Genomic DNA, 23,750 nt, shown 5'->3' with positions numbered 1-23,750 from the left:
GCGCGGTTGCTATAAAAGATAGGGCGCGCACGGCACGCCCTACTCTGTTTAAAATATGGTAGTACAAACTTTAAAATATAGTTGTACAAACGCCCAATTTATTCCAAGTTTTTGGGCCGACAATGCCATCAGCAGCGATTTTTTGTTGCTGTTGAAAACTGATGACTGCTTGTTGGGTTTTCGCGCCGAACGATCCATCAGTATCTAGGGAAGCTCCACTGACATTTAAAACTCGTTGGAGGTAGCGGACATCCTCATTTTGGGTGACAGCATCGTTGCGTTGGAGTAGGGGAAAATAACGGCAGGAAGGTAATTCAAGGCGAGTTGCGTTTGTGGTTTGCATGGTTGGATTCTCCATTTATTGTTTGCAAGTTGCGATCGACAAAGAAGTGCGGGCAAATGTTGGCAGTGATTTAACAAGGAGGTTCGCTAACGCAAGCGCCTAATTTCGTCCAAGTTTGCTGGCCAACAATGCCATCAACAGTAATCTTATTTTTCTTTTGAAAATTGATGACTGCTTGTTCGGTTTTGGCGCCGAAGAATCCATCAGTTGCTACGGGATATCCTTTTTTAACTAAGGATTGTTGGAGATAGCGCACGTCTTTATTGGCGGCAGGGCTGCTATCATTTCGTCGCAGTGTGGGCAAGGAAGAGCACATCGGTAATTGAGCGTGAATTTCGTTTGTGGTTTGCATGGTTTTATTGGGGATTAGTGGTTTGCAAGTTGTTTGAACCTGCTATTCCCTAGTTGTAGCTGTGGTGGAAAGTGCTTTAACAGTCGCTTTTTTCAGTGACGCTTGTTTGAGGTAGCTCAGATGAGTGACAGAAGAAACGAGGTTCGTTCAGTTGACAGTTGACAGTTGACAGTTGACAGTTGACAGTTGACCTGGGATAGCGACCTCTACCTAGAAGTCCGAGGATTGGAGTAATGAATCGTCTGATTTTAATTTCTACGCCAAAGAGAGAGGCTTTCAACCAATTCTTTAGCGTATTGAGATAGTGCTTGGTTATTTCATATAAAAAAATATTTTATATTGACGAAGATAATATCGGGATTTTTTGGTTCAAATTAGCTTAAGTATCGCTACTCGCAACTATTTTTTAATGACATATTCAAATACGAAAATCCCCAACTATTAAGATCTGGGGATTTTCTCGATATGGCGCACTTGAGCCAAGGTATGTAGTTGCGCTTCATCGCGCTCTTTCCTAATCTTATAAAGCAATACGGTTTACTTAACGCTTTTGATGAATTTCATCTGACGATTTTTGGATTATAAAGAGGTGAAGTAGATATTAAGAATATTTTACCACAGAGAACACAGAGAACACAGAGAGGGGAGGGATAAAAGGTTTTTTTACGACATCCAAAACCCTCGCAATACTCTGCGCCCTCTGCGCCCTCTGCGCCCTCTGTGGTTCAAAACTCTTCTCTTGATGGAGTGGATTGTATTTCAATACGGTTTACTTAATGCTTTTGATGAATTTAATCTGACGATTTTCTGGCAATATAGCCATTTTGGGCAAGTCAGATTTTTCTTAAGTCAACTGTATTGTCTTATAAAGAGCGCGCTGAAGCGCAACTACTTACCTAGTCAGTAAGGTTGAATAGACTTGCTGCACAAACAACCTATTTTTTTTCTGCTTCTTTTTCTGAAGGTGAAGGAGCTAGCAGACCGGAGATGGCGCCGATCGCATTACTGCCAATCACAACAAAAAGCGGAGGGATTTCCTTGCCCATGACAGAGAGTGTCATGCCAAAAGTAAGTGAAATCATAATCGATCCTGCTAAACTGCCAACAATTAGGCGGTAACAAAAGTTATCAGATTTATACATGATTAATTCAATTGCGAACGATAGTTGACTGCCAAAATTAATATTTATGTTGCAAAACAAATATAATTTGGCGATTTGATGCGATAAAGTTTAGATGCGCTGCTATCAATAGTCGAGTGTTCCCTCGCTCATCTGCCGTTGTCACAAACTTCTAGTATTGGTGCGGGAAATAAGCCCGCTGAATGCTCTATCAGTAATTGCCCAACAAGCTCCGCTGGCATTCAACCATCGCTGAAGTTAGCGGATATTTTCATTTTGGATAACGGCATAGTTTCAGGTAGTAAGTAACAATAACAGCCCCAACGTCATTTAATGTGAATTGCGTTTGTGCTTTGGATGGTTTTTTGATTTGACCTTGGTTGTTTGCGAGTTGCTAGACTTGCTATTCCCCAGTTGTAGCTGTGGGGAAAAGCGGTTTAACAGTCGCTTTTTCTAGTGACGCTTGTTTGAGGTAGCTTAGATGAGTGACACAAGAAAGGAAGTTGGCTAATATATTTTAATGGATGTAACAGATGGATGTTGAGAGTTGAGGGTTGAGGGTTGACTTAATTAGACATTCTATGAGGCCGCACTTAATTATGTAAAGTAGCAGGGAATAATTGTGTAGCGGAGATTTATATCATGAGGTACAATGCGTTAAATTGGGGAATTTGCGTATGTTTGACTCGGTGCTTTTTATTACATCACGCAGCCAGTATTGCTAATTTGCGCGGAATTCGCGATCGCCAATTAGCTGAAACTAATTACTAATTATGCTCAAATGCAACAATCTGCGGATTTGGGCTGGATCTCTGAGAAGTTAGACTATTTATTATGTTAGTGAAAATAATTAGTAGATCGATCGCAAAAATATCTGGTACTATGCCCCTCGGTTTAGCGTTGACATTGCCATTCGTCGTGCAAACTTTCGCCGTAGTCAGTATAGTTGGATATTTGTCGTTCAAAAATGGACAACAAGCAATTCAAAAACTTGCAGACAACTTGCAGGGCGAAATCAGTGGGCGCATTCAAGAACACCTCGCGCATTACTTAGAAAAACCTTATAATATTGTCCAACTCAACGCAGGTGCAGCTCAACTTGGGAAACTGAGACCTGAAGATTTTCTAGAAACTGAACGCTCCTTTTGGCAGCAGGTAAAAATATTTTCATCGGTGCGTCAAATCTATTTAGGGACGAAAGAAGGTCAGTTTATTGGAGTTAGTCGAGAGGAATCTGGTCAATTAGTTACCAGAATTACAGAAAACTTTCCCCGACGTTCTTTTTATGAGCTAGATGCTTTCGGCGATCGAACGAAGCTGTTGCGTTTTGAACCAACTTATGACTTGCGAACTCGCCCTTGGTACATTGGTGCAACCGCAGCCGAATCACCGATATGGACTGCGATTTATACATTTTTTCAAGGCGATTTGGGAATCACGGTGGCTCAGCCATTTTATGATAAGAAGGGCGACTTTCGTGGCATCATGGCAGTCGATATTCTTTTGGGTCAAATTAGCGATTTTCTTAGAAAAATCAAAATTAGTCGATCGGGTCAGGTATTTATTATGGAGCGATCGGGCGCAATAGTTGGCAGTTCGACGGAGGAAAAACCGTACATTACTGACGCCAGTGGCAAATTGCAACGCTTGCCAGCAATTGATAGCACAAATCCCTTAACTGCATCGGCAGCAAAACACATAATTAGTAGTTTCAACTTGAGCTTAGTTGAACCACCACAAAAGCTACAATTTAAACTTAACAATCAATCTAATTTTGTACATATTCTGTCCTATAAAGACCAGGTAGGACTGGATTGGTTGGTGGTGGTAGTAATTCCAGCAAACGATTTCATGGATGAAATCAATAGCAACACCCGCAGCACTATTTTACTTTGTATCGCTGCCCTATTTCTATCAATAATTATTGGAACTTTGACAGCGCGATCGCTCACAAAGCCAATTCTCCGATTAAACGCAGCAGCCAAAAACCTTGCGGGAGGAGAATGGGAGCACAAAGTTGAGCTGGATCTCGATCGCACCGACGAAGTAGGGCAGCTAGCCAAATCCTTTACCAGCATGGCATCTCAACTGCAAATATCCTTCAATACCCTAGAAACTCAGAATCAAGAATTGCAGCAACTCGACAAACTCAAAGACGAGTTCTTAGCCAACACTTCCCACGAATTCCGAACTCCCCTTAACGGAATGATCGGCATTGCCGAATCAATGATTGACGGCGCCACCGGAACGTTATCAGAAATTCAACAACAAAACCTCTCAATGATTGCCAGCAGTGGCAGGCGACTCAACGAACTTGTTGACAACATTCTCGACTTTGCCCAACTCAAAAATCAGAAACTAGAATTGCAGCTTCAGAGTGTAGGATTGAGGTCAATTGTCGAAGTGATTCTCACCGTTTGTCAACATTTAACGGCTGGCAAAGATTTAGAATTAATTAATGCCATCGATTCAGATTTGCCATTAGTTTTAGCCGACGAAAACCGCCTGCAACAAATCTTCTACAATTTAATTGGAAATGCGATTAAATTTACGGAATCCGGCACGGTAAAAATATCAGCAGCAATTGTAGATACCGACGGCAAAACATCTCTGGGAGTGTCCCCGTCAAATCTCCCAGCATCAAACCCAGATTTTCAAATAGCTGTCACGGTTTCCGACACAGGAATCGGAATTTCTGTCGCGAATCTCGATCGCATTTTTGAACCATTTGAACAAGGCGACGGTTCCACAGTCAGGCAATACGGAGGCACAGGCTTAGGTTTGACACTCTCCAAACAATTTGTCGAACTCCACGGCGGCAAAATATACGCAGAATCCCAAATCGGCATCGGTTCGCGTTTCACATTTACCCTACCTCTTTCTCCCGAAACCATTCATCCTAGCGAAGCAGGAATAAATCGGCAGCTAGCATCGCCAATTCAGGATTCAGAATCAGAAAACAACAGAAATAAAACTTATCTATCCTCCAATTGGAATGTGCCTAAACCCGCTCCGAATCCAGTAAAGCAAGCCACTGCGCTATTAGAAGTCGAAAAATTTAAACTTTTGATAGTTGATGACGATCCGATTAACCTGCAAGTTTTAAACAATCACCTTTCTCTACAAAATTACAGTGTCATTCAGGCACTAAACGGCGAACAAGCCTTATCACTCTTGGAAAGCGGGGTGCATTTTGACTTAATCATTCTCGACATCATGATGCCCAGAATGTCTGGTTATGAAGTCTGCGCTAAACTCAGAGAGAAATACCCATCTCACGAGTTGCCCGTAGTGATGCTAACTGCCAAAAATCAAGTATCAGACTTAATAGCAGGATTTCAATTCGGAGCAAATGACTATCTAACTAAACCCTTCTCGAAAGACGAACTGTTAACCAGAATTAAGTCTCACATCAATTTATCGCAAACTAATAGCGCCTACGGGCGATTTTTCCCCGATGCTTTCTTAGACTTTTTGAAAAAAGAAAGCATTGTGGATATCCAATTAGGGAATCATGTCAGCAAACAAATGGCAGTCATGTTTAGCGATATTCGCTCGTTTACTGCCCTTTCCGAAACGATGACTCCGCAGCAAAACTTTGACTTTGTTAATGATTACCTGCGAGAAGTAAGTCCAAAAATTAGAGAACATCACGGCTTTATTGTCAAGTATTTAGGAGATGGGATGATGGCTGTTTTTCCCAACGGTGCTGACGATGCTGTCAAAGGTGGAATCGCTAAACTGCAACAAGTGTACGAATATAATGCCGATCGCATACACAGCGGATATCCACCGATTCAAGTCGGCGTAGGAGTGCATTTTGGTCACATGATGGTGGGTATAGTTGGGGAAGCGGAGAGAATGCAGGGAGATGCTTTTTCGGATAATGTCAATTTAGCCTCTCGTCTGGAAAGTCTCACTAAGTTATATGGAGTATCTTTGATAATTTCCGAGAAAGTTTTGGATAATTTGACGGATCGCGAACAGTATCAAATCCGTTTTTTAGATAGAGTAATTGTCAAGGGAAAACAGCAGCCAATTTCTATCTATGAAGTCCTCGATGGGGAAACAGAGTTGCTCAGGGAAATGAAGTTACAAACTCAGACTGATTTTGAACGGGGTTTAGAACATTATCGCTCTCACGAATTTAAGGCGGCTAAAATCTGTTTTTATCAAGTTTTAGCCGTTAATCCTGACGATAAAACGGCTGCACTATATTTGGAGCGAGTCAATCATTTGATTGAGAGAGGCGTACCGGAAAATTGGTCTGGGGTTTGGACTTTAACTCAGAAGTGATATCGTAGTATCGGTAGATAGTAGATTTGCGGGTTTCAAACAACTTAAGAATTGAGTCAACGACAATTTCTGTAACGATGGGGTTAAAGTCGGTAATAAAGTCATCGGCTTCCAGATTGGCCCTAAAAAATTGCTTAGCCCGATCGCACTGATAGCGCATTTCGTCAAATCCCACAATTTTGACCATAAACGTTGCTAGGGGGGAGTTTTCCAAATCGGTATTAGAACTGCTTTTCGCCCGCCCATTTTCTAATAAATTGAATACTTCTGTTTCTAAAGGAGTTTGAGGTTGGTGAGGTTTCTCTATTTCAGGAAAAAAGCTTTCCAGACGGATGCCTTTATCGGCTCTATCTGGCAGTTCTCCCATCATCATGGCCAGAGAAACATCGAGTCCCAAACCGGAAGAAAGAGCTTCCAGTAGGGCGATAGCAGCCAGTTTGCACCCCAGATAAAGCTGGGAAATTTCGAGATTGTACCTAGCAGTAGTTTCCCAGCGCTGATATGTGCGATCGTCTGGGGTTCCCTCAAACTGCCGAAAAATCACCTCGGGCTTGAGATAAGTCAGAAAACCCTCCATCTTCAGCAAAGCAACTCGGTAGTCGCGAACCGTATAAAAACCGTAGCTGGTAATATTGTGATTAGTTTCCGGTAGTAAATTCCAGGTATTTGCCAAAAAATGGGCTGAACTTTCGTGAGCAAAACTAATTACATCCCGGTTGGCAATTCGCACAGCTTTTTTCACGGTTTCCCGTATTTGCTCATCAGTTAAACTGAGGTGAAACAGGCTAGTTATTGCTTGCAAGCGGTCATAAAGGCGCCGAGTTGGGGTTACTCCCCACTCGGCGGAGCGAAACGGAATTGTTTCTTCTATGCAGGCGACAATTTGAAGCAATTGCTCGCGCTTGAGAAATGGTTCGAGAGATTTTGCTGCAACTAAAGCGCTGAGAAATTCGTTTTGTCCGACGAAGGGATTGAGCACTTCTCCGGGTACAAAACCGAATATGAGCATTACCATTTCTAAGGTAGCATCAGCAGGGAGTTCAGATTGCTCCCGAATCCGTAGCTGTTTGTTAACCTCTTTGGTAACAGGAGTGATGTAGTAGCTGACGTTAAAGTTAATGCTGTGATCGACTTGTACGTAGACGATATCGTGAAATAAAGCTGCCAAAACCTCGATCGCATCTTGATTTCCCCCGACCTCAAAAATATGTTCGGGAGTATGGAAAAACCGCCAGGGCCCGGTCATCGGCTGAACTATAAGTTCGGCAATCCGAGCTAGTTCGGTTGGTTCGACTTCTGCGTTGAGGCGAGCGATCGCCCAAATCAGCTTTTCTAAGCATTGTAAGTATGCTTCTTTGCTATCAATCACAGTCTTTTCCACTAACATTACACCCACTTCTACCATCCTCTTATTGTTTTTATTTTTCCGTAAATTTGCCCCGTTTTTTATTTCTGAGTTTTTTTGAAGAGATTAACAGGAATTTAGGAAGCAAATACTTCCTTGAAATCAACTTAATTCCCTGTAGCAGATCTGCCTTGTTTTCCCAATCTAATTAGGACAAAGTATGATAAGTAAACCACATAAATTGCTAAACCTGTCAAACCCAAAAATCCCAAAAATTGAGGGCTTGCTTTAGCATGAAACATCTGTTTGTACAGCCAAGGCGGGTCAAACCAAACGCTGCAAAAAGGTTCGTCAATTACTTGTATTTGAGATTTAAAGGCACAGGTTAAGAAGGGAATTTGAGCTAGAGCGCCCAAACCGCTGTAAACAGTAATCGCCCACCGCCAAGCTGTAAAAGCCAGCTTTAAAGACGACTGCGGTCGATCGGCAATTTCGTCGTTTAAATCTTCCCAAAACCACAGACAAGCAGGAATCAATGCCCTCCCCATCACCGACGACACAAAGCTTACAGGCAGTGCAGCCATCATCAGGTAAAGTGTAATTGCCAACAAACTCGCCACCCGCCAATAAATCATCAACAAACGGGCGATCGCGTCAGATGAAGCAAAAACAGCCCAAATCAGCACTACCAGCGGGATCGAAATGGTTAATAACACCGACAACCGGTAATCCATCCACACAAGTGGTTGAAACCAAGGCCCGGTGGCTGCCAATAAAAGACTAAACATCTTTGGGAAAATATACTTACTTATTTCTGACAGATTTTACTACAAAAGCGCTCAAAAAGCAGGGATGAGATAAGACGGCGGTCTTTTTAGGTCTTCTTAGGATCGTGAATTAAATAATTTACACATATTTGTGGGATGGGCGTCCCGCCCGTCCAGAAAGGACGGGCGGGACGCCCATCCCACAAGAACAATAAAAAAAATTGTAAGTTATTTAATTCTCATTCCTTAGTTGCTTCATAAACCGATCAAAAAATCCCGCGCCAAAAGTTAATTTCGGCGCGGGATCGAAGGGAGAAAACTAAGTTGCTCGTTTATTCGTCGTAGATGCGGCACTCAGCAGCGTCAGGATTGTCATCGCAATACTTTTCAAAAGAATTCTTAGGTTTGACTTGCTTTTGGTGGGAAGCTTCAGCTTGCAGTTCTTCAACTGCGTCCCACGCTGCTGCACATTCCCCGGAAGTGGCGCCCTTCAAGTCACAGACGGTACGAGCGCTTTCTAGTTCTTCTTCAATTTTTTCTTCGATGTTGCCTGCGGGTGTTGTTGTCATAAACTTGTTGGTATGAAAGGTTTTCTTTTTGGATGTTAGCTTGTGTTTGACTTGCCGTTTCTGTCTGGCGATCTCAACTAATACTAGCTTGAGATGTGCTGCTGTGGCAGCCCAGATAGAAACCATCCCTAACTGCGATCGCGGCCGCCGTCTTTACTTCCTGCTTTGCCCAGATCCCGTCGGCGGGTTCTAGTCCACAGGCATGAATGCAGGTTGAGCTGACCTGACTTTTTATGAAAACACTACACGAAGTTGGTGTGTCAAACTGTATTGAGCTTTATCTTTTAAGATTTTGCTGAACACGGCTTTTAACACTAAACAGATTGAGTCGAGACTCATGTTAACTTATGTTAACACGATCGCGGACTGCGAGGGGAATCGATCGCCCCATAAAACCGTCCCGTCAGTGGCCTGTTCCGGTTAGCCTAAGTATTGTAAAACTTTATTAAAACTATAAGCAACAGTAAGCAATAGTAGTACCATATAGTCAGGAGGGCAAAATGAAACTACCCGATTACGCAAAAGCAATAGGCATCAGTTATACAACAGCTTGGCGGTGGTGGAAGACTGGCAAGCTACCACATCCGGCACGGCAAACAGAAAGCGGTTTAATTATAGTTGACTATTCGCCACAAAAACCACGTTCGGAGTTGAAACAAAATCGAGTTGCAATTTACAGCCGAGTCTCGTCTTCTGAAAACAAGGAAAATCTCAACCGCCAATCACTTCGATTAACCGAATATGCGATAGCCAACGGTTATCAAATCGTCAGAAATGTCAAAGAAATTGGCAGCGGATTAAATGACAACAGAAAACAACTAGAAGCTTTACTCCAACAAGATGACTACAATATTCTTTTAATTGAACATAAAGACCGTCTAGCTAGATTTGGCACACATTATCTAGACATACTTCTACTAAGATCAGGAGTTAAGCTAGAAATTGTCAATTTAGCCGACAATGGGCGAGATGAATTAATGCAAGACTTAGTGGCTGTTGTCACAAGTTTTGCTGCTCGACTTTACGGACAACGCCTGGGAGCACGAAAAACGGAGAGAATCATTGCCGAGTTAAAAAATGGAGAGTCTGAATGCAATTAGCAGAGAGACATATCATTAAATCCACAGAACATCGTTTCGCCACTATCGATCGGTTAGCCTTTAAATCAAAAAATCTCTACAATGCTGCCAACTACGTTATCCGCCAAAACTTTGTATACGGATGGGGGTATCTCAACTACAACAAAATGGCTCAGTTGATGAAATCTCATCCAGCATACAAAGCATTGCCAGCGAAAGTAAGCCAACAAATCTTGATGATATTGGACAAGAATTGGCAAGGTTTTTTTGCAACCGTTAAAGCTTATAAAATGCAGCCCACAAAATTCACGGGATGCCCAAAACTACCTAAGTATAAAGATAAAGTCAAAGGGCGAAACCTTGTTGTATACACAATTCAGGCGATTAGTAGTAAGCAATTACCGAAAGGAATTATCAAAATTTCAGGGACTGATATCTCAATTAAAACTCAGGTAAAACCAGAGAAAATATGTCAAGTTAGGTTAGTTTCCAAGTGTGATTCTTATGCGATTGAGGTAATTCACGATGAGCCGGAGTCCACCAGTGATGCAAATCAGAAAGAATCAGTAGCTAGTATAGATTTAGGATTGAATAATTTAGGAGCGCTAACTTCAAATCAGCCGGGGTTTGTCCCTTTACTGATTAACGGGCGACCACTGAAATCAATTAATCAATTCTACAACAAACGTAAGGCACATATACAGTCTCGATTGAAAGGTCTGCGCCAAACATCGCGTAGAATTCAGCGCTTGACTCGTTGTCGAAACCAGAAAATCGATAATTACTTGCACCATGCCAGTCGTGACATTATCAATCTTTTAAGAGAACTCAAGATTGGGACTCTGGTAATTGGCAAAAATGTACAATGGAAAAACGAGATAAATTTGGGGAAAAAAACTAATCAGAACTTCGTCACAATTCCTCATGATCGATTGATTGAGATGTTGGAATATAAGGCTGCATTAGTTGGGATAAGAGTGATGTTACAGGAAGAATCATATACTTCTGTCTCCAGTTTTATTTCTTTAGACCCGATTTCTGTTTACGGTCAGAATAGCGCCCAGGATGTCAAGTTTAGTGGCAAACGAATTAAGAGAGGATTGTACAAAACATCGAGCGGTCAATTAATTAATGCCGATGTTAATGGGTCTTACAATATCATGAGAAAAGCAATCCCAAATGCTTTTAGCAATGGGATAGGGATCTGCGTAGCTCAGCCGAGGCGGGTCAATCCGCTCGAAGTAAGAAAGAAGGGGGAGGGACTTCATGCCTCCTGTGTCATGTAATAAATGACTATACTTTTACAAGCTATAGAAATAGTTTTTATAGAGAAGTTTGCCTTATGTACGAAAACCAAATGCAATGGGTCAGTGCTTTATCAACCCGTCCGTCTTTAGAATCAGCCCTGAAAGAAGTTGTAGAACAAGCCGATCGCGAATTACAAGGCCCGGCAGATTTAGCCCTGATCTTTATCTCATCTGCCTTTGCTAGCGAGTATTCTCGGCTGATGCCTTTACTGCGAGAATTGCTGCCCGTGCCCGCGATTTTGGGCTGCGGCGGGGGAGGAGTCATCGGCACGAACCGGGGCGGGCTCACCGAAGAAGTAGAGGGTTCTCCCGCAGTCAGCCTGAGTTTAGCCCGCTTACCTGGAGTAAACGTCAGAACTTTTCACGTCGGTGCAGAAGAACTGCCGGACTTGGACAGCCCCCCGGATACTTGGGTGAATGTCTTGGGTGTGCCTGCCCAGGAAGAACCGCAGTTTATCATCTTGGCAGACCCATTTTCCTCACAAATTAACGATTTGCTCCAAGGACTCGATTATGCCTATCCGGGCGCGCCGAAGGTAGGAGGACTGGCCGGCGGGGACGGTGCGGGCAGAGGTGCGGCGCTGTTTTGCGACTATCAGTTGTACCGAGAAGGGACGGTGGGAGTGGCTTTGAGCGGGAATATAGTTCTGGAAACGATCGTCGCGCAAGGCTGTAGACCGATCGGGCATCCTTATCGGGTGACGGAAGGAGAGCGCAATATTTTGCTGAAACTCGAAGAACAAACCGACGATATGGGCAGCAGGGGCATCGAGCGATCGCCCTTAGACGCCCTGCGAGAGTTAGTTCAAACTTTGAGCGAAGCAGACAGAGAATTAGCGCAGCACTCGTTATTTGTCGGCTTAGTCAGCGATGAATTCAAGATGACATTAGAGCCTGGGGATTTTTTAATCCGCAATTTGTTGGGTGTAGATCCGAAAGTGGGGGCAATTGCGATCGGCGATCGAGTCCGTCCCGGACAGCGCATCCAATTTCACCTGCGGGACGCCCGCACCTCCGCAGAAGATCTAGAAATGCTGCTCGATCGGCATCAGCGATCGGCCGAGGACAGGGGTACATCCAGTGCCGGCGCCTTGATGTTCTCCTGTCTGGGGCGCGGGGAAGGGCTTTACGGTCAATCGAACTTTGACTCGCGACTGTTCGGCAGATACCTCAAAAACATCCCCTTGAGCGGCTTTTTCTGCAACGGCGAAATCGGCCCTGTCGGGGGCAGCACATTTCTGCACGGTTACACCTCCGTATTCGGGATTTGCCGCCAAAATTCCTAATTTTGTTGACTGTTGATGGTTGATATCATCTCAAATCCGGTGGCATCGGAATTATTAGCCAAAATTAGGAGACGGCAGTGCCGTTTCCCTACAATATTATTTTCAGTAGGGAAACGGCACTGCCGTCTCCTCGCTTGTCATTCCGATGGCATCGAAATTGATATCAAATCCGGTGGCATCGGAATTATTAGTAGCCAAAATTAGGAGACGGCAGTGCCGTTTCCCTACAATATTATTTTCGGTAGGGAAACGGCACTGCCGTCTCCTCCGTTGCTTTTGACCAAAAAATAAAAGCGGCAGTCACCTGCCGCTTTTAGCTTTAACTAGATATCCGGAAACCTTAGAAACTAAAGGTTGTCCGCAGGACTCCTACCCAGATATCTTCGTTGTTTTTGTTGTGTTCCGGATTCAGAATCACGTAAACGCCGGGTGTCACCGAAATAAAGTCATTAACTTGGAAGCGATAGAAACCCTCTAAGTGATAAGAGGTGTCGCGATCTCTTCTGACATCGCTCTCAGTAACTTTTGGCGGTACACCGGCAATAAAACCGAGGAGGTTTCCAGGCTTGCCAAAATCTGGCAGGGCCAAGAAAAGAGCACCATTCTGAATAGTAGCGTCTCGATCTGCGCCACGTTCTTGGTGAGCCTTGGTGTAACCGTACCAACCACCCAACTGGAAGCGCGGGCTGGGTTTGAGGTTAAGTTGTACCCCAAAGTTATCTGATGCAGTCGATATTTGACCGAAGGGACGGTTAGCCAAGGCACTGCCTGTGCCGCCCATGATCGCAACATCGCCACCCCGATTGTATTTCCGGTTGTAAGTTGCACCAATGTCAATAAATTTGCTTAGGGAGAAGTTGAGCTGACCCAAAGCGCTGAAAGAACCGTCGAAAACGCCCCGGCCATTAGCTGGGTTGGGAGCATCGCCGTCGGAGGCAAGATAGGCGACTGTGGCTCTCACGGCGCCAAAGTTGTATTTGATAGCAGCACCTGCTCCTTCGGGGCCGCGGAACACTGCTGGGTTGTAACGTCCAAACGCGGAGATAGCGCCGCTACTAGGACTTTCTAAGGGAGTAGTCAGTTCGGCAACGTCATCGAGCCTCAGTCCTTTCGGCCCGAACCAGACTGTAGCGTTGCCTGCTGGGAAGCGATACCACAATTGATCGAGGGAGAATTGGCTGCCGTCTTCGCCGGTGAGGGCGACGCGAGCCATGTTTGTACCAGTGGCAGTGGCTGCACCGTAGTTGGCGACGTTTCTAGCTTGCAAGCGGGTTCTGAGCAAGTCTTTGCCGGTGAAGCTGGTGTTGAAGTTCAACCGCACCCGGTAGCCGAGGGTGGTGGAAGTTTTGTCGTCGCGCAGGCCGATACCATCTCCGAAGCTGTCGCTGGCGAGAAAAATGGCTTCTCCTGCCAGTTTGGTTGTGGTGGAGAACTGGTTGGCTTCGAGTTCTGCGGTGCGAGCTTCCAGACCGTCTACTCGTCCGCGCAGGGTAGCGAGTTCGGCTGCAAATTCTTCTTGCAGGCGTTGCAGGATGGCTAAGTCGTCTTTGGTGACGAAGGTCGATGTTGCCGAGCTAATTTGCTTGGTTACTTGGTCTAAGCAAGCGTTGACGCCGGCTGCAAATTCGTAGCGAGTCAGGGCGCGGTTGCCGCGGTAGGTGCCGTCGGGATAGCCTACGATACAACCGTAGCGTTCGACTAGCGATTGCAGGGCTTGGAATGCCCAATCTGTCGGCCGCACGTCGGAGAGCTGAGAGACCGATGTCACTTGGGACATGGCTCCAGATGGTTCGGCGGGGAGGGCTTGGGGTGCTGCTGGGACGATCGGGCCACCCATGCCTGCGGGTGCTGTTTGAGCAATTTCTACCTTGGCGGCTGGGGTGCTAGCAATTGCTGGCACTTCAGTTTTGGCGGTTGCTGTCGGGGTGCTTTCCACTGCCAAGTCTGAGGCTTGGGGCAATGGTTGGGCTGTGGTGACAGCAGGTAGGGGAGCGATCGCTGCCGCTGTGGTGGCGGGGGCGATGGGTGCTGCTGTATTGATGTCGATCGCTGCTGTTTGCAGTTCTGTGGCGCTGGTTTCTGGTGCGATTGCTGCCAGTTTTTCGGCGTCTGCGGAGTTGGCGATCGGGGTTTCTGCCGCCGGAGCGATGCTGTTTAAAGCCAGCTTTTCTGGGGCAGCAGGGGTTGCTGCAACTGGTTCTACAATTTTTGACTCAGATGGCTGTGCTGTTGCTACCTGGTTGGCTTCAGCGGTTGCGGTCGCTTCAGTAGCGATCGCAGCGGTACTGACGACTGATGATAGCCCCAGAATTGCCGGGGATACTAGAAGTAAATTCCAAAAAGTTCTGTTCATTTTCCTCACACCTTCACACTCTATTCAACTCGATCGGCAATTCCCAACTGATACTTTTTGTGGTTCCTTGCCTGTTGACAATAACTGCCAAAAAAATAGAACCTATCCATAACTGTTGATGCACAGTAGGCGTGTCTAGTTCCTGCTTGAACGTAGAAGGCTGGCCCTTTTTACAGCCCAGACCCCAATTTAGGTCAAGCCCACATTACACTACGCTTGATTATACCATCAGTTGCTAATTTCATCTGTCGATCGCCAGACTTGCTTGAGTTGCTTTCTCCCAAAGGGCGATCGACAACCAGTGGTATGGGTTAGACCACAATCGCCTCAAACTGACAAATACTGATAGTCCTTGCTTATGTCTGAGTTAACACACACTTATAGGTAGGATTAGGGCTGCTTGTCGCATTCCTTATACAGCTTTCGATCCTATTATGTCAAGCTTTTTAACCTAACTTTAAACCTCGCGGCCCGGACGGGGTTATTTTTCCGCCAGCAGTGGGGAACGGAAGGTTAAACGCTGCTAGATGCACCCGTGGGGGCAAAATTCCAGTCTTGACCAATTTGGGTGTTCTGATGCGCCCACCAGTCGAGACTTGCCAGCGCGATCGGCATTTTTGAGATGCCCCGTTCGGCGACTTGAATTTGCCACTATTTTAACACAATTTTTTTGTAGTTTGACAGTGGCAGCAGACTGAATGTCTGTGACCTAAAATTAAAGTTTTGTTCCCTCGCTGCGAAGGAGTTTTACAGCCAGTTATTTTTTTGGCACAGCCGATGTCTTTCAAATCACCTTTTGTATGTGATTTATGCTACCGAACAAGGAGCTATTGAGCCTTCACCATTCCTGGACGGATCAACCCGGTCAAATGGACGAAAATACTTGCTTTGATGCGATCGATCGCAGTAAAAAAAACGGTGTATGAGAGCAAGGAGTGCCTCCAGGACATTCCTCATTCGCTACTAACACAATAAATAAATGCCACAAATTATTAGAGGGCGATCGAAGAACCTGTAGATGTGGCAATGCACTTAACCTCGCTCTGGTATGTTACATTGAGGCGCAGCATCTATCTTTTTTGCCACCTTCCATCTATGACTTTGATTAAAAGCAAACTGGGCTTCTTAGTAGTTATCTTATTGATATTAGGATTGTTTTTTCGATTCACCAACATCGACACAAAGTTTTATTGGTATGATGAAGTATTTACTTCCCTGCGGATTTCGGGATACACGCAAACAGAAGTGCTGCATGAAATAAGCAGCGTTCAGTTAGTCGGCGCACAAGATTTGATGAAATATCAGCGCTCCAATCCCGCAAAAAATTTTGGCGATACAGTTAAAGGTATTGCCATTGAAGAACCTCAACTGCCGCCTCTATATTTTCTGGCAGTCAAGTATTGGGGAAAACTATTCGGTGATTCTCCTTTATCGACGAGAAGTTTCTCAGTTTGGGTGAGTTTGTTAGCATTTCCCGCTCTGTACTGGCTGTGCCGAGAATTGTTTCCAGCACCAGAAGTGGCGTGGATAGCCGTGGGATTGCTAGCAGTTTCTCCCTTGCACGTGCTTTACGCTCAAGAAGCTCGTCCCTACAGCTTGTGGCCGGTGCTGATTTTAGTTTCTTGTGCGTCTCTGCTGAGAGCAATGCGGCTTCAAACTAAGCTAAGTTGGAGTATTTATGCAGTAGCAACTATTCTGGGATTTTACACACACTTGTTTAGCCTGTTAGTCGCTTTGGGACACGGAATTTATGTATGGGGAATGCAAGGTTATAGGTTGAATCGCAAGGTAGTTAATTACGTGATGGCAATTGGCTTGTCTTTGGTAGCTTTTCTGCCTTGGATGGTGATTCTAGTAATAAACAAAAAGGCAGCAAAAGAGGCGACTCTTTGGGCGAATGGAGACAGTAATTTGCTATCTTTGATTAATAATTGGAGCGGGAATATCGGTCGTGTTTTTTGGGATTTTGGGCTAAATTCTCAGGCTACATCAATAAATTTGATTGGGTTGATGGCAGCGACTTTGATTTTATTGGCAATCGTAAGTTATGCGGTTTATTTTCTGTGTTGTGAGACAAAGAAACAGGTTTGGCTGTTTTTGCTGGTGTTGATGGCGGTGACAGCAGTGGCAGTGATGCTACCAGATGTTATATTGGGAGGAATCCGATCGACTAAACCTCGCTATCTATTTCCGACTTATTTGGCGATGCAAATATCTGTTGCTTACCTGTTAGCGACTAAAATTAGCGCGCTGGGCGTGCCAAGCTGGAAACGGCAGATGTGGAAAGTTCTGACAGTTGTACTGCTAACGGGCTCTGTGCTGTCGAATATTGTTAGTTCTCAAGCCGAGACTTGGTGGACTAAGGAATTGGGCCGGGAAAATCCCGTAATTGCTCGGAGGATCGATCGCGCTCCTAAGCCGCTGGTTGTCAGTGATATCTCGGAAGTCACTCTGGGAAATATACTGTCAATGAGTCATTTGTTAGAGCCGAAAGTGATGTGGCAATTGGTGTTGCTTGACCAGGAAGGGCGCCGTCAAGCTCAGTTGCTAGACCCACCCGCGATACCCAAAATTCCCAGCGGTTTTAGCGATGTTTTTGTTTACGGGCGAACGCAGAATTTTAGTGCTAAGCTGGCAAAAATGCACAACTCGAAAATAGATGTGCCGAAAAAACAAACAATCCAAATGTTGTGGGTTGGCAAGTTAGAAAAAGAGTGAGAGTTATGGAAGATTTTGGTATTATTATTGCCTGCTGCGACCAGGATTATCTGTTTGCTAAGGGTTGCTGTGCTAGCATTCGATATTTCCTGGGAGATGTACCGATTTGTTTGTTGATTGATGGTACGTTTTCTGTGAGTGCTTTGGAAAAGTCTTACGGGGTGCGAGTTATCGATCGCACAAACGTTTCCCAAGAGGTTCTCAGGAAAAGAAGTTTTGGGTGGGGTAAAACTAAAATGATTGCTTTCTGGGAAAGCCCTTGGTCGAATTTTATGGTTTTGGATGCCGATACGATCGTCTGGGGCGATGTTCTGAAATTGGCTAATTTTAAAGAATTTGATTTTACGATAGATAAGCCTTGTTACGATTACTCGGATGCAGATGTTTCGGAGTTTTTCTTTGATATTCCGGGCGTTGAAAAGCATTTCCCGAAGTTTCGGTGGTCGGAATCGCGATCGAACTATTTCTGCACGGGTACTTTTTTTGCTAAACGCGGTATTTTTAGCTTGGAAGAATACATAGAAATTTTAGATTTTACGGAGGCTAATCCGGGGATATTTAAGTACGGAGAAATGGGGTTTTTGAACTTTATGATTTTCCGGGCGGCCGGGGAAAATCGACTGCGGGTGCAGAATGTGGATATGCAGTTGTTGGTGCCGGATTTTGACCAGGATTTGCTGAGAAAGCGGTTTCCGGTGGCAGAAAACGGGCCTGCGGGCGATCGCGAGTCGGCGACTGTGATTCACTGGTGCGGGCCGAAGCCGACTTTATCGACATCTAAGGTTTACTCGGAACCGATGAATTTTTGCCGCCGCAAGTGTCAGGAGGATGCTTGGAATCGCACGGGTTTGGCTGCGGAGATGTCGCTGCAAGTTGAGGATTTTCAGCGATCGATCTATGTGTATAAGAATAAGTTTAAGAAGAAGTTTCGGCAGTTAGTGCGATCGACTTGAAAAAATACCACAATTAAGTTTGTAGTAAGGACTTTAGTCCTTATATTATGTCCGGTAGATTAGACCTCTTGCATAAGTCTTCGATCGATCCTTCAACCGCAGATTTCAGACAGATAAACACAGATTAACGCAGATAATTTCAGGGTGTTTTCCGATTTTTGCAAGAGGTCTATTACCGATAATCTAATTAGTTTGTAGTGAGGACTTTAGTCCGAGGGAAAGAAGGACTAAAGTCCTCACTACGAACCAATTTGATTGTGGTTATTAAATGTGAATATTATTCATCGAGCGAGCGAGCGACAATTTAACCTTCCAGAGGCAAAGTGGGCGCGGCTGGCGGTAAAACTTGGCGGTGAACGCTGACTTTGTGACTTTCCCGCTGAGTTTGCATTTCGACGGCGATCGCCTCAAATTCAATTTCCATGCAGCCGTAGGGAATCTCTAACTCGATACTAGCTCGCATATTTCCCAACCCGGTAGCTGTAAATTCGGTAATCCAGCGCGGCCCGTCGAGAATTAGGTAGGTTTGCCGATCGAATACCCAAACTTTTACATAAATCCGCGGCATTAATTCCGGTAGTTGCACTTTCACTATTACAGCCTGGCCTGCAAGGATTTGGGCGCGCGGCAATTCCAGGATGGGCATCGGTACTGACTCGTCTTCTGACAAAACGTAGGGAGTTGGTGGAGTTGCTTCTGCTTCTACTTTGGTGGTTTTTTGAGCAACTTGTTTCGGCTGCGGGGGCTCGTCAAACACCACAAATTCTCTCGCTTCCGGGCCAGTAGGTTGCGGTTGGGAAATGGTTTCCCTGATTGCTGGTTGCACTTTAGTTGGGCTGCTTTCTTCGACGACTGTTATGGCTTCGCTGGTATTGGGGGTGGCTTTTGGAGTTGGCGACAGGCTGGTTGCTTTCAGCCATTCGGGGGATTCGCCGGTGCTGGCTAGGGAACTCAGTCGCGACCAAAATCTATTTTGGACGTTTAAGGTTTGAAATGCCTTTTGTGAGGGGGGTGGCGTAGGTTCTGGGGCTGGTGTTTCTGGTTCGGGAGTGTTTTGGGGTTTTTGGTCGATCGCCCGAACTTCGGCCTTTTCTGGGGTAGTTGCGATGTCTGAGGGTTTGGTTGGTTGGTCGATCGCCCCGGCGGATGTTCTAGACGAATTGGTGATTTCTGAGAGCAATTGCGATCGGCTGCTGTCGGGCAGTTTGTTACCGAATGCCGGCAATTCTAGGCCGCCCGCACTTGGAGTCTGGCGGGAATTTAGTTGAGGGGGTAGGGATTCATTGCTTAAAGATTCATTGATGGCGACTTCTGCGGGAGATGGCAGATCTAAGCTTTTTTGTGCTACCCGGAGGAAGGATGGATGTACTTCTTTCCGAGGTGGTCTGACTGCTGTTGCAGAGGGTTCGGCTTGATGTTTTTCTTCGATGAAATCGTCTTTAATTGCTTCTAGCAGGTGTTCTAAACCGGCTGTAATTGTAAATAGTTTGGTGGCTAAAGTTACATCGCCGCTGCTAAGAATTGCTTCTCCTAAAATTAGGCGACTTTTGCAGTCGGGTGGGATGTAGGTAACGCAGGCAAAGATGCAGGGAGGAGCTTGTTCTGGCATCGGCTGCTCGATTTGGGCGAGTATTTGTGAGGTTTGGGGGTCTCGCAGGTAAATTTGCAGTTGTGCTGAACCGATGAGTTTTTGGAGTTCTTGAAGTTGCGATTCGGGGATGGGAGGTGGTGTTCTTCTGGTTTTTTGAGGTGGTTGGGGAATGTCGATTTTGCCGGAAATGATTAAGGGGCGGCCGAGTTGGGTGATGAAGGTTTCTCGATCGAGTACGAGTTCAAGTTCGAGTTTGACTGGGGGGTTCGGCGGCTGAGGCGTTTGGGGAAGGGGGAATTGGTAGATTTTGGTCGGCTGCGGTGGAGGTGGAGGTGGGGCTGGGATTTGGGTTGGTGTCCGATCGACTGCTGCTGCGTTTTGTGAAGCTGAGGGGAAAGCGGCGGCTTCGGAGGAGTCGATCGCGGGTAGGGGTTCGGAAGTTTCCGATTCTGCGGGCAATACTTCTAATTGCACGCCATACTGCCAAGATTTTGCTGGTTCTGATTTGGAATCTGGTAAGCAGGAGAGTTCCCACATTCCGGGTTTGAGACGGGTGTAGGGAATAATCACGACTAATCCTTCGGGGTTGGTGCGGGCCGATCTGCTTTGGACTTTCCGCTGGGGGGCCGTTTCGTCGAAGGATGTATGGATGATGCGAATTTCGATGTCGGTGTTGGGGTGCTGAATGCGCGCCACGACGCGATATTTGCCTTCTAGAATTTCCACGTCGGGGGTTTCTAGGGGCAACCAGGCGCGATCGCCTTCTTTCTGTAGTAAAAATTCTAATTTTTTCATTTTTGTTTCCCCTTGAAGGCTCCCGCTTGATTTGTCACAGGTTGGTGGTGGTTGGTTGAGCGACAGCTACAGATATTGAATTACTTTATGTTTTATAGCCTATCACCTCGATCGGTCAAGAGGCTCGATGGACAGTTGACAGTTGACAGTTGACAGTTGACAGTTGACCGCTGACAGTTGACCGCTGACAGTTACATAGTACGAGCATCAAACTGTTTATGCTAAAGAGTCCTAGCATATATCGATTCTATTCTATATATTTATCTCAATATCGGTAGTGGCGGTTGCTATATCGTTCCGTACAATTATCGCCATCCAAAAGCGATCGACTTACCAAACAGAGCCATTCTTCAATCTAAAATCTAAAATCTAAAATCTAAAATCTAAAATTCATTGACGGCGGCCCCACAAGCCGCTACGCTGTGAAATTAAGGTTGCTTTGCTCGAAGAGGAAGCAGCCAGCGTCGCCCGAAAATCTAGTTGCACTGTCCAAAGCTGCTGTAACAGCTAAGGACAGCTAACCGCCAAACTGGGATGAGCAGTATGGAGGCTAATCGAGGATAACATTCTCTGTCGCCGCCCTGCCTTTTGTTAGTATGCGGGGCGGCTGGGTTTTTGGGTTTTCCTCACCAGAAAAACCAAAAACTAGGAGACCATATTATGTCACAGGAATTTTTGCCTGACGATAACTCGTCCGTTAGCGAAGCCCTCGAAGAGGATCGTCCAAATGACGACTTTGAATCGGAACAGGAAGTCTTGCAGATAACCGTTTTCGGTTCCCACAAAGCCGTTTTAGAAACCATCCACACGTTGTACCGGCTGGGATTTGCAGCCGTCGGCGATTGGAGTCCTCCGCAGCGAGGGTCAAAACCAGGACAAGTGATTAGTGTACTGATTAAGCGATCGGGCAAAGTCTAGAAATTGGGCGGGCTTCATCTTTTTGTGCGGGCTAGAAGCCCACCCCACAATATTTTAAATAAACCCAATTGTGAAACAGGCATCTTGCCTGTTTATCCCCCAATTGTGGCACAGGCATCTTGCCTGTTTATCCCTCAATTGCGGCCCAAAAGATTTAACTTTTTGTGCGGGCTAGAAGCCCACCCCACAATATTTTAAATAAACCCAATTGTGTAACAGACATCTTGCCTGTTTCTCCCTCAATTGTGGAACAGGCATCTTGCCTGTTTCTTCCCAATAGTGGAACAGGCATCTTGCCTGTTTCTTCCCACAATTACGCAATGACTATCTTAAGTAAACCGTATTGATTTATAGCCTTTCTCAAAAAGATGAGGTATGACTGACAGCTTACATAACCCTTCAACTAAGAGGGCTCAAGCCCAACAACGTACCTCATATGAGAGCTAGATCCGCTATAACTGTTTCTCCCCCATAGTGGAACAGGCATCTTACCTGTTTCTCCCCGACAATTACCAAGGACTGCCGATCGTACTAAAAGCGGCCCAATAATAAGGATGCGATAAATTTTTGCTCTCAAGTTTGGGGATAGACGGCGGCAACGGAGTTTCTCCCCTAGAACTTCGCAGTTGCCCATTTTCGATGGTGACTTTACCTTTAATCGCAGCAATTTGTGCTTGTCTGAGAGCTTCAGCTTTAATGATTGGAGGATCTTGAGGTTTGCTGCTAATTTTTAACTGCTGGTAAAACTCTGTCATCAGCGCCAGAGTCCCCGCATCTGACACATACCACAAACTGGCGAGGGCAGATTTTGCTCCCGATTGCAACGCTAAGCCGCCAAATCCGAGTTCTGCTTCTTTGTCTCCCGAGGCAGTTCTACAGGCGCTCAATACTAACAGTTCCAGTGGCGGATTGTTCCATTTCAAATCTCTCATTTGAGATAATCTGAGTTGGTTATCCCAAAATTGAATGTAGGAGTTATCTGGGCTTCCGGGGCGGAATTCCGCGTGAGTCGCCAGGTGGATGATGCCGTATCTTTGTTGCAGTCGCTGCGATTGCAAGTTAACGATGGTAAAATCTTCGTTGATAAAGGATTGACCTGGCCACTGTCGGGCGATCGCACTTAATTCTAACGGAACAGCCGGTAGCGGTTGTTTGTTCGCGGTTTCTGAGAAATTTTCTGCTCCCATTGCTAGGACGTGGGAGTTTCTGAGATCGGCGTAATTGATGTCTATCAGCTTGAATGCCGGAATCCGCGACATACTGTATTTTTCGATCAAAAATTGCTTTCCGTCGTGCATTGCTGCTAGGGGTACCGTTCGCAAACCTTCGCCGACGCAGAACAGCAAGGTGTCAATTTTTGCTATTTTCAAGTCTGCTTCTAGCGGTGCAATTATCCATTGATAAAGTTGTTGAGCTGATTCTAGATAGCTGGTAGTATTAATTTGTGCTACTTTGGTGATTTCGCTGGTAAATGCTTGGACGACTGGCACCAGTTTGTCTTTTTGGGCTGAGGGGACGCTGCGGTTAATTGGCGGTCGATCGGGCAATATTAAGATTAGTTCTAGTTGGTCTGTGCGCGGGATAGCGTAAATTAAAGCTGGTTTTTTCTTAGTTTGAACTGCTAGGCGGGAAAGAGTTTTTGATATTGATTGGGCGGTTTTTTCGCGGGCGGCAAAGTCTTGTTCAAAGTATTTTTGATAGTCTTCTTCCCAGTCTTTTTCGATTCTGGTGACGGCTTCGGTGAGGTTTCCGCGATCGAGAATTTGTCTCATTTCTTGCCCGTTAAGTCCGCCTGGTTCTGGCTTTTGGGCAATGGTAGCGAGGTTCGCGGTGCTCCAGCAGAAAAGTATGGCTGTCAAACAGTAAAAAATAGCTCTTTTGATTTTTTTCTGAGTTGCGTGTTTTTGACGGTGCTGCTGGGATTGGTAGTGCATGGTTTTGGGGCGGTTAGACCATT

At 45.5% G+C, this 23,750-nt stretch carries 17 protein-coding genes; 7 read left to right on the top strand and 10 right to left on the bottom strand.

Features of this window, described 5'->3' with window-relative positions; translation table 11 throughout:
• Positions 1-70: 70 nt before the first annotated feature.
• From JGK36_RS04605 to JGK36_RS04595, 3 genes are all read right to left on the bottom strand, one after another.
• Positions 71-343 carry a peptidoglycan-binding domain-containing protein gene (locus JGK36_RS04605; RefSeq protein WP_293183023.1) on the bottom strand — a complete coding sequence of 91 codons (273 nt, stop codon included), beginning with the start codon at positions 341-343 and terminating at the stop codon, positions 71-73.
• A gap of 70 nt (positions 344-413) precedes the next feature.
• Positions 414-695 carry a peptidoglycan-binding domain-containing protein gene (locus tag JGK36_RS04600; RefSeq protein ID WP_293183021.1) on the bottom strand — a complete coding sequence of 94 codons (282 nt, stop codon included), beginning with the start codon at positions 693-695 and terminating at the stop codon, positions 414-416.
• Between the two features lie 935 nt (positions 696-1,630).
• The gene (locus JGK36_RS04595; protein ID WP_293183019.1) at positions 1,631-1,777 is read right to left on the bottom strand and encodes a hypothetical protein; all 147 of its coding nucleotides are present in this window, start codon (positions 1,775-1,777) and stop codon (positions 1,631-1,633) included.
• A gap of 873 nt (positions 1,778-2,650) precedes the next feature.
• On the opposite strand from JGK36_RS04595, the gene JGK36_RS04590 reads away from it, so the two are divergent.
• Entirely contained in the window at positions 2,651-6,112 is a 3,462-nt protein-coding gene (locus JGK36_RS04590) for a response regulator (protein ID WP_293196341.1), read from the top strand.
• Here JGK36_RS04590 and JGK36_RS04585 read toward each other — a convergent pair.
• From JGK36_RS04585 to JGK36_RS04575, 3 genes are all read right to left on the bottom strand, one after another.
• The gene (locus tag JGK36_RS04585) at positions 6,045-7,499 is read right to left on the bottom strand and encodes a hypothetical protein (protein ID WP_293183013.1); all 1,455 of its coding nucleotides are present in this window, start codon (positions 7,497-7,499) and stop codon (positions 6,045-6,047) included. The genes JGK36_RS04590 and JGK36_RS04585 overlap by 68 nt on opposite strands.
• A gap of 125 nt (positions 7,500-7,624) precedes the next feature.
• Positions 7,625-8,245: a DUF3177 family protein gene (locus tag JGK36_RS04580; RefSeq protein ID WP_293183011.1), complete on the bottom strand. Its 621-nt coding sequence runs from the start codon at positions 8,243-8,245 to the stop codon at positions 7,625-7,627.
• A 311-nt stretch (positions 8,246-8,556) separates the two neighbouring features.
• Entirely contained in the window at positions 8,557-8,793 is a 237-nt protein-coding gene (locus JGK36_RS04575; RefSeq protein ID WP_293151347.1) for a Calvin cycle protein CP12, read from the bottom strand.
• 500 nt (positions 8,794-9,293) lie between these two features.
• On the opposite strand from JGK36_RS04575, the gene JGK36_RS04570 reads away from it, so the two are divergent.
• The 3 genes from JGK36_RS04570 to JGK36_RS04560 are packed head-to-tail and all read left to right on the top strand — an operon-like array spanning position 9,294 to position 12,465.
• Entirely contained in the window at positions 9,294-9,893 is a 600-nt protein-coding gene (locus JGK36_RS04570) for an IS607 family transposase (protein ID WP_293183009.1), read from the top strand.
• On the top strand, positions 9,884-11,158 hold the full coding sequence (locus JGK36_RS04565; protein WP_293183007.1) for a transposase: 1,275 nt from the start codon (positions 9,884-9,886) through the stop codon (positions 11,156-11,158). Before JGK36_RS04570 ends, JGK36_RS04565 begins: the two co-directional genes overlap by 10 nt.
• Before the next feature lie 56 nt (positions 11,159-11,214).
• On the top strand, positions 11,215-12,465 hold the full coding sequence (locus tag JGK36_RS04560) for an FIST N-terminal domain-containing protein (protein WP_293196339.1): 1,251 nt from the start codon (positions 11,215-11,217) through the stop codon (positions 12,463-12,465).
• A 340-nt stretch (positions 12,466-12,805) separates the two neighbouring features.
• Here JGK36_RS04560 and JGK36_RS04555 read toward each other — a convergent pair whose 3' ends face one another.
• Entirely contained in the window at positions 12,806-14,818 is a 2,013-nt protein-coding gene (locus JGK36_RS04555) for an iron uptake porin (RefSeq protein ID WP_293190610.1), read from the bottom strand.
• Between the two features lie 827 nt (positions 14,819-15,645).
• On the bottom strand, positions 15,646-15,768 hold the full coding sequence (locus tag JGK36_RS04550; protein ID WP_293191610.1) for a hypothetical protein: 123 nt from the start codon (positions 15,766-15,768) through the stop codon (positions 15,646-15,648).
• A gap of 145 nt (positions 15,769-15,913) precedes the next feature.
• Between JGK36_RS04550 and JGK36_RS04545 the strand changes: the two genes are divergently transcribed.
• Together JGK36_RS04545 and JGK36_RS04540 are read left to right on the top strand one after the other, a co-directional pair.
• Positions 15,914-17,536, top strand: a complete 1,623-nt coding sequence (locus JGK36_RS04545; protein ID WP_293185814.1) for a glycosyltransferase family 39 protein — start codon at positions 15,914-15,916, stop codon at positions 17,534-17,536.
• A 5-nt stretch (positions 17,537-17,541) separates the two neighbouring features.
• Complete coding sequence (locus JGK36_RS04540; RefSeq protein WP_293185812.1) at positions 17,542-18,489, top strand: hypothetical protein; 948 nt, start codon at positions 17,542-17,544, stop codon at positions 18,487-18,489.
• A 304-nt stretch (positions 18,490-18,793) separates the two neighbouring features.
• Here JGK36_RS04540 and JGK36_RS04535 read toward each other — a convergent pair whose 3' ends face one another.
• Positions 18,794-20,875: a hypothetical protein gene (locus JGK36_RS04535; protein ID WP_293196337.1), complete on the bottom strand. Its 2,082-nt coding sequence runs from the start codon at positions 20,873-20,875 to the stop codon at positions 18,794-18,796.
• 660 nt (positions 20,876-21,535) lie between these two features.
• Between JGK36_RS04535 and JGK36_RS04530 the strand changes: the two genes are divergently transcribed.
• Positions 21,536-21,793: a hypothetical protein gene (locus JGK36_RS04530; RefSeq protein ID WP_293185809.1), complete on the top strand. Its 258-nt coding sequence runs from the start codon at positions 21,536-21,538 to the stop codon at positions 21,791-21,793.
• 509 nt (positions 21,794-22,302) lie between these two features.
• Here JGK36_RS04530 and JGK36_RS04525 read toward each other — a convergent pair.
• Positions 22,303-23,727 carry a CHAT domain-containing protein gene (locus JGK36_RS04525; RefSeq protein ID WP_293196335.1) on the bottom strand — a complete coding sequence of 475 codons (1,425 nt, stop codon included), beginning with the start codon at positions 23,725-23,727 and terminating at the stop codon, positions 22,303-22,305.
• Positions 23,728-23,750 lie beyond the last annotated feature (23 nt).

It is taken from the genome of Microcoleus sp. PH2017_35_SFW_U_B, assembly GCF_020737865.1.
GTDB lineage: Bacteria > Cyanobacteriota > Cyanobacteriia > Cyanobacteriales > Microcoleaceae > Microcoleus.
Note: the sequence above shows the minus strand (reverse complement) of the source record. Positions and strands in the feature narration are given on the sequence as shown.